Origin of the sequence: Pseudomonas baetica (assembly GCF_019733355.1) — a bacterium.
Taxonomy (GTDB): Bacteria; Pseudomonadota; Gammaproteobacteria; order Pseudomonadales; family Pseudomonadaceae; genus Aquipseudomonas; species Aquipseudomonas baetica_A.
In genome coordinates this window covers 63,601-69,600 of the sequence record NZ_JAIHLQ010000038.1, presented here as the reverse complement: position 1 = coordinate 69,600, position 6,000 = coordinate 63,601, and the positions used below count along the sequence as shown (strand labels likewise).

Below are 6,000 nucleotides of genomic sequence, written 5' to 3'. Positions count from 1 at the left end.
CCTGGAAAGTGTCCGGATGGCCGTGGAATCGGTGTCCGGATGCTCGTGGAATGAGTGTCCGGATCAGCGTGGAATCACTGTCCGGATGTGCGTGGAATGGGTGTCCGAGTCAGCGTGGAATCCGCAGCCAACAGATCTAGCTCGGTAGGTGGTGGCACACTTTTTGTGCCTCCATTATGGCGGGCATAGAGAGCAGTCGTCGGATAGGCTTGTCCACTTCGGCATGGCTGACACAATTTTTCAGAAGGACGACAGGCCATGCGCCAGTGGACTGAAGAGCAATACCCCATCATCACAACACTTGCTAGGTTGGTCAAAGTAAACGCGTTCGCTGGTACCGGCAAAACCACGACTCTGGTCGGCTACGCCGAGAACCATCCCGATGAAAAGATCCTCTACATTGCCTACAACACAGAGGTTGCCGCTGAGGGTAAACGCCGCTTCCCACGAAATGCATTTTCTTCTACGTCCCACGGTCTTGCATATGGTCCCTTGGGCAGCAAGTACAGCCACAAGCTATGTAACAACATTCGCCTCACCGACGTGGCCAAGGCGATGAATACATCTGACTGGTCGATGGCCAAGGACGTTGTCGGGATGCTCAATTCTTTCTTGAGCAGCCCTGACACTGAAATTGCTCAGCACCACTTGGTGCGCTTCCGAGGCATCTCAATCAACAGCCGCCAGATCCAGTATGCCCAGCTGGTCATGAGACACGCCCATTCGTATTGGAACCGCATGTGCGATCTTCAGGATCTTGACGCTAAAATGAGCCAGGACGGGTATCTGAAGGCATGGTTACTCACCAACCCGGACATGAGTCGTCGATTCAAGACCATTTTGCTTGATGAAGCGCAGGACACCACGAAGCTGTTGACCCAATTCGTGAAGCAGCAATATCTGAATGGCTGCAAAGTCATTTTTGTCGGCGATCGCCACCAGCAACTTTATCGGTTCCGTGGGGCGGAGAATGCCCTTGACGAGCCATGGCTCAAGGATGCCGAGGTTCACACCCTTTCAAAAAGCTTCCGCTTTGGCTGGGCTGCGAGTCATGTCGCCAATACAATCTTGGCACTCAAGGGTGAAAAGACGCTACTGCAGGGTTTCGGTCAGCAGACGCAGATCAAGTCGAAGCTGCCTGATGGACTTGAGCACCGTACCTACCTCTATCGGACAGTGGCTGGTGTTATCGACCGGGCGCTAATGTGCTTGCCCGCCTCCCAGGAGCCTGACAACGGGGAGCGTGTGTATTGGGTCGGGGGCATCAAAAAATACAATATTCAAACCATTTTGGACATGTACTGGTTTTCGTTGAACCAGCCATCGAAGATCAAGAATTTCCAGCTCACACGGGACTATAAGAGCTTTCAGGAATACGCAGAGATTGCGGACCAAACCGAAGATCCAGAAATGGTTCGGATCATCAAAATCCTCAAGAACTATGGTGATTCGCTTCCTGATCTGATCAAGCGCTTGGAACAGATCACTGTTGAGCAGGAAATGGCAGCGACAGTCACCCTTTCAACAGGGCATAGCTCCAAAGGTCTCGAATGGCCTTACGTTCAGCTCGGTGATGACTTTACTTACGATCCCCTGGATGAGCAGGCCGCGAAGGATGATCCTGATCGCCGCAACGACGAGATCAACCTCTACTATGTGGTCTCAACCAGAGGGATGAAGATGCTTGCCTTAAACACAATGGTCATTTCGATGATGCAGCACGCCAAGGATCGCCGTGCAGGATTGAATTGAAGTCAGCGCTAATTCAGCATCTACCCGAAGGTTTGACTTGCCCATTTTGGATAGCAGCTTATCGGTCGCTGGGTCATCATCGGTGCCAAATCCACGAATTGGCAACGTTCTGCCCATGCCTTCTTCCCGCGTTCCCCAGCCAGCCTCCCTGAAGCAGGTCATTTCATCTGCGGTTGCACTGTGTGGCTGGCAGGTCCTGTTCAGTAAATCGGGGCCAGGGTGGGCTTCAGTTCGCGCCAGGAGAGGCAGGGTGACAATCTCAGTTGAGGTTCCGAGTGCGGGATCGAGCCCCGAAGCGGTATTAGCCAAACAGAGAGAGTTACGGGGTGCCGGCATTAGGGGTATGTGGCTTTTACCTTTCCCTGCTTTCACCCCGGCGGCTGATCTACCAGCCGCCCATGTGACCTGGTCAGAAGCGAGCGGATACACTGCCTTGCTTGCCGGGTCGGGTACTCCTTCCGGCACTCGGAGTTTTAACCGATTGAGTGACTGGGCCCAGATATTACCTCTTCAAGATTTCATCACCTCGGCGCTGAATGGCGCATTGTGGTTTGGAACGCTACGTGAGGGAAAATCGGCAATTGTCCGGGTTGATGGCGGGTTCACCAAATGCACCACGTGCCGCGCATGGACCAATCTCTGCTCTGCTATCGAGATCATCTCTCCCTACCGTGAGTCGACATTTGCTCTCTACGGCCTTGAGCAGATACCTGCTCATCTACTGGGCGAGCTGCTGCCCAAGGATCTTCGGTCCTTCAAAGTGGGTGACATCCGCAAACGTTACCACCAACCATCCAAGGCTTCAGTGGTGCTGAATAGCTGCAGCGTTTGCAGTGCAGTACAGGACAGGGTGGCTATCAACGATCTAGAGTGTCGCCAACAACCAATCACTCAGTTCCACATCCAGGTGAGCAAGCGATTGGCAGTGGCCACTGCCTTATTGCCCACTGCGAGATGGCGTGTATCTAGAGAGCCGTAAGGGTTCTGCCACTCCAATACTGCCTACATCCTGTGCCCATCAAATACAGGATTTATCACATGGCAACGCCTCTAGCGAACCTGGCCACCCCAGAGGGTCACTTGGTTGACTCTGCCGAAGGCCTTAAAGACCTTAATGAATACGATCTGATCGAGAGCTTGGTTTCCCAACACCGGTACCAAAAGGCTCTCATTGAGCGTGTGAGCGAATTGATGGCCGGGAGTGGGTACCACGAAATCCTGGGGTATTTCCTCGCCGGCGCTGATGGCGAACTGGCTTTGCGCATGCGGGCAACACCCGAGCTATTCGATGCTGTGGCCGCGGTAAAAGCACTAGATGCTGAATACTGGAATCGTGCTTTGAGCCTTACGGATGTCCGCGTTTTCATGCCATCCGCACGTCAGAAGGAGTGGGATCAACAGATCGAAAACCGAACGTGCTTGCCATTCGAGAAGCTGGCAGTTCGAGACACACTGCAATCCTTACTGGCTAGCAGATCTCGATTCCTAGCCGAGCAAGTCGATGGCGTGTTCCATGCTTTGTCACCTAACCATGTTTCGAATTCACCTGCAGGATTCGGAAAGCGCATGATCCTCGAGTACGCCCGCTGCAAGGCCACAGGCAATCCCGAGTCTGAGAAGACTCGCCTGATTGCCGACCTTCGCTATGTGATCGCCATGTTGATGGGCCGGGACCGTACAGTTGGCTCGAACCCAAGAGCGATGAGCTATGGGTGCAATAACCCTGGCAAGTGGATCCTTCTTGACGGCGGGGCTCTGCGGGTTCGCTTTCACCTTAGCGGGACAGTGCATGTCGAAATTCACCCTGAAATGGTTTGGCAGCTCAACCAAATCCTGGCCTCGATTTACCCCAACGCCATCCCTGACAGGTTTCGTCGCCCGACCAAAAAGCGGGCTGTTCACAAAGACTGGCCCCTGATGGAAGTCCCATTGAGCTTCGGTGCTCTTGCAATCGTTTCCAAACTGAAGCGCCAAAGCATCAAGCCTACTGGCGTCTGGACCCTTGACGTTTCACGTTTTGAAATGAAGTTCATGCCTGAAGCAGAAATGATCATCCAGGCCATCGGCGGCGCGAAAGTTGACTACCAGGAGTATGCCTTTCCCTACCCGGAGGTGAATGAGGTAGTCGACCTTGTTGTTTCCCTTGGGCGTCTGCCGGAGCAAAAGACACACCAGTTCTATGGTACAGGTGAAACCTTGGCAAAGGAGGTAGTAGCAATTGCAGATATCCGGCCTGGCGAGACGGTATGCGAGCCTAGCGCTGGCCAGGCTGGAATCGCTCAATATCTGCCCGCAAACCGGACCACTTGCGTCGAGGTCTCCGAGGTTAACTGTGGAATCCTCCGTAAATTTGATTTCAACCTGGTCGTCCAAGCTGACTTCCTTACCTGGGCTTTGAACGCTTCATCTTTTGATGTCGTCGCTATGAACCCACCCTATTCAAGTGGGCGGGCCATTGCTCACCTTGAGTCAGCCTCATTGATCGCACGTCGGCGCATCGTTGCGATTCTCCCAGCCAGCCTGCGGGGTAAGGACATCTTGCCAGGCTGGGAGCACCAATGGTCGAAGGTCTATGAGGGAGAGTTCAAGGGTACAGGCGCTTCGGTGGCTATCCTTCGAGCGGATAGGGTCTCAACTTGAGCATTCAGAATCGTGCGCCAATCCTGACTGTTCTGGTAGTTAGGCACACTCTGCCTTTTTGTTTTTATCTAGGGGTTCTGGCACACCCTATCTGCAATGAACATGGGTCCACTTACTAAGGAGTTAACCCATGCAAAACGTTATCAAAGCTGCCGCCCTTGCCCTGTGCTTCGCCATCGTTACCGGCTGCTCAGTGAACCCTCAGACAGGCGAACGGGAATTCAACCGCACCGCGATTGGTACAACCATAGGCGGGGTGGCCGGTGGCATCCTGGGTGCAGCAGTAGGGGGCGAACGTGGTGCTTTGGTGGGCATTGCAGCTGGCGCAGCGCTCGGTGGCGGTACGGGCTACTGGATGGATAAGCGATCGGCGAAGCTGAAAGAAGAGCTTCGCCAGAAGGGTATGGATGCAACGACCAGTCTCGACCCAGTCACTGGCCGTCAAATGATGACCATTGAAGCCCCAGCAGACATTGCCTTCGCCACCGCATCCGCCGACCTACAGCCAGCAGCGTTCCAAGGCCTTAGTGCAATTGCCACTGCGTTGAAAGACCAGAAAGATCTGCGGTTGGAGATCACTGGCCACACAGATGGTACGGGCAGCCGTCAGTTCAATAATGTCCTGAGCTATGCCCGCGCTCAAGCAGTAGCCCAGTATCTCTATGCCGCTGGTGTACCCGCTCAAGTTATTGCAGTGCGAGGCGTCGGCCCTTCCATGCCGGTGGCTACCGATGCTACTGCTCAAGGCCGCGCACAAAACCGCCGGGTAGAGATCCAGATCAAGCAAGGCTGAAAATCAGGCGTAAACGATCCGGCCTTGTTCAGGTGTATCTGACGAGGCCAGCACGCTTTCAAGATCCAACGCTGAATAACCCGCAAGCCAGCTTTCTTCGTAGGGCGAATAGTATGCCTGCCTCCACGTTCTGACAGATCCAACATCTAGGTGAACAAAGTTTTTCGAGATGTAGGTCCCCACTCCGCCAACACCAATCACCTTGATCAGGTTGGCCAGAGCTTCAGTTCCCACACCCGGGATTCTGATATCAGCTGCTTTGGCTTTCACATGCATCGAATTGAGGGCGGCGCCCTCTAGGGACGAGTTGAATTCAGGCGTGCGGTATCCGCTGGTCACTATGATCTTCGCAGGCAGCTGCTTGACCCTGAGGTAAGCAGTTGCGATCCATAACAGATCAAGGAGCTTGGCATCGATCTGCACCGTTTTCTTCGAGACAACGTCTCTCAGGATGGTGCAAGCGATGGCATAGCCGCGGGGGTCCCATCCCTGCCCTTTTCGGTAGTAGTAAAACCTGGCTTTTTCTCCTGATTGTGGCCGCTCTAGGTCCAAGAATCGGTCGTGGTCTAGGAGCACGGCACGCCAGTCGCGTTGACCTGGATTGTTTGCGAAGGCTGGTAGTGCAGCCATGGCTAGAGGCGCTGCAATCGCCGCAGTGACGATGCTACGGCGGCTCATGAGGATGTTCTGGCTCATACCAACAGGCAACATGTGGCTTATTCTGGGGCGAGTGTATGGTTTGATCCTTCACATCGCGACTCAAAACCCCCTGCCCTTTTTCAAAGCTCCCCTTGCTCTGCTTGAGCTGGGCTTCT

5 protein-coding genes are annotated in these 6,000 nt (G+C 54.1%); 4 read left to right on the top strand and 1 reads right to left on the bottom strand.

Annotation, left to right across the window (positions count from 1 at the left end; all coding sequences use genetic code 11):
* Positions 1-258: 258 nt before the first annotated feature.
* The 4 genes from K5E40_RS27075 (at position 259) to K5E40_RS27060 (ending at position 5,185) form a co-directional block, all read left to right on the top strand.
* Complete coding sequence (locus K5E40_RS27075) at positions 259-1,752, top strand: UvrD-helicase domain-containing protein (protein ID WP_198834147.1); 1,494 nt, start codon at positions 259-261, stop codon at positions 1,750-1,752.
* A 481-nt stretch (positions 1,753-2,233) separates the two neighbouring features.
* The gene (locus K5E40_RS27070) at positions 2,234-2,731 is read left to right on the top strand and encodes a hypothetical protein (RefSeq protein ID WP_233100526.1); all 498 of its coding nucleotides are present in this window, start codon (positions 2,234-2,236) and stop codon (positions 2,729-2,731) included.
* 59 nt (positions 2,732-2,790) lie between these two features.
* A complete protein-coding gene (locus tag K5E40_RS27065; protein WP_078465921.1) occupies positions 2,791-4,392 on the top strand; it encodes a DUF4942 domain-containing protein in 1,602 nt (533 codons plus the stop codon).
* Between the two features lie 130 nt (positions 4,393-4,522).
* A complete protein-coding gene (locus tag K5E40_RS27060; protein ID WP_078465920.1) occupies positions 4,523-5,185 on the top strand; it encodes an OmpA family protein in 663 nt (220 codons plus the stop codon).
* A 3-nt stretch (positions 5,186-5,188) separates the two neighbouring features.
* Here K5E40_RS27060 and K5E40_RS27055 read toward each other — a convergent pair whose 3' ends face one another.
* Complete coding sequence (locus K5E40_RS27055) at positions 5,189-5,881, bottom strand: DUF882 domain-containing protein (RefSeq protein WP_228759025.1); 693 nt, start codon at positions 5,879-5,881, stop codon at positions 5,189-5,191.
* Positions 5,882-6,000 lie beyond the last annotated feature (119 nt).

Excerpts from the sequence above, each read along its gene's own strand:
- K5E40_RS27075 (WP_198834147.1), top strand. The coding sequence starts at position 259 with ATGCGCCAGTGGACTGAAGAGCAATACCCCATCATCACAACACTTGCT.
- K5E40_RS27065 (WP_078465921.1), top strand. The coding sequence starts at position 2,791 with ATGGCAACGCCTCTAGCGAACCTGGCCACCCCAGAGGGTCACTTGGTT.
- K5E40_RS27060 (WP_078465920.1), top strand. The coding sequence starts at position 4,523 with ATGCAAAACGTTATCAAAGCTGCCGCCCTTGCCCTGTGCTTCGCCATC.
- K5E40_RS27055 (WP_228759025.1), bottom strand. The coding sequence starts at position 5,881 with ATGAGCCAGAACATCCTCATGAGCCGCCGTAGCATCGTCACTGCGGCG.